Raw genomic sequence first — 233 nt, forward strand, 5'->3', positions numbered from 1 at the left:
CGGTTAAGGATTAAATTTTATTTACAGTGCTGATTTAATATTCAGTTCTGGCTTTTGTTGCCCTGCGTATCCGCGCTTTCGCGTTACGCTCAATCTGAATTAGCTTTTCTATATTTTTTCGCCTTTCCCGTTCCTCCTGGCGCAAGAGCCTTACATCATCTGCCAGTCTGGTTTCTCTTTTCGCCACAGAGAGCATCCAGTCAAATGGCTCCACAACTGCACCGCAGATTTTA

At 44.2% G+C, this 233-nt stretch carries 1 protein-coding gene; it reads right to left on the reverse strand.

Annotated features, from left to right (window positions below; all coding sequences use genetic code 11):
* Nucleotides 1-34: 34 nt before the first annotated feature.
* The coding region (locus A1D26_RS05910) for a hypothetical protein (RefSeq protein ID WP_232516806.1) at nucleotides 35-233 on the reverse strand (199 nt) is incomplete at its 5' end.

This window comes from Ursidibacter maritimus (genome assembly GCF_009761395.1).
Lineage (GTDB): Bacteria > Pseudomonadota > Gammaproteobacteria > Enterobacterales > Pasteurellaceae > Ursidibacter > Ursidibacter maritimus.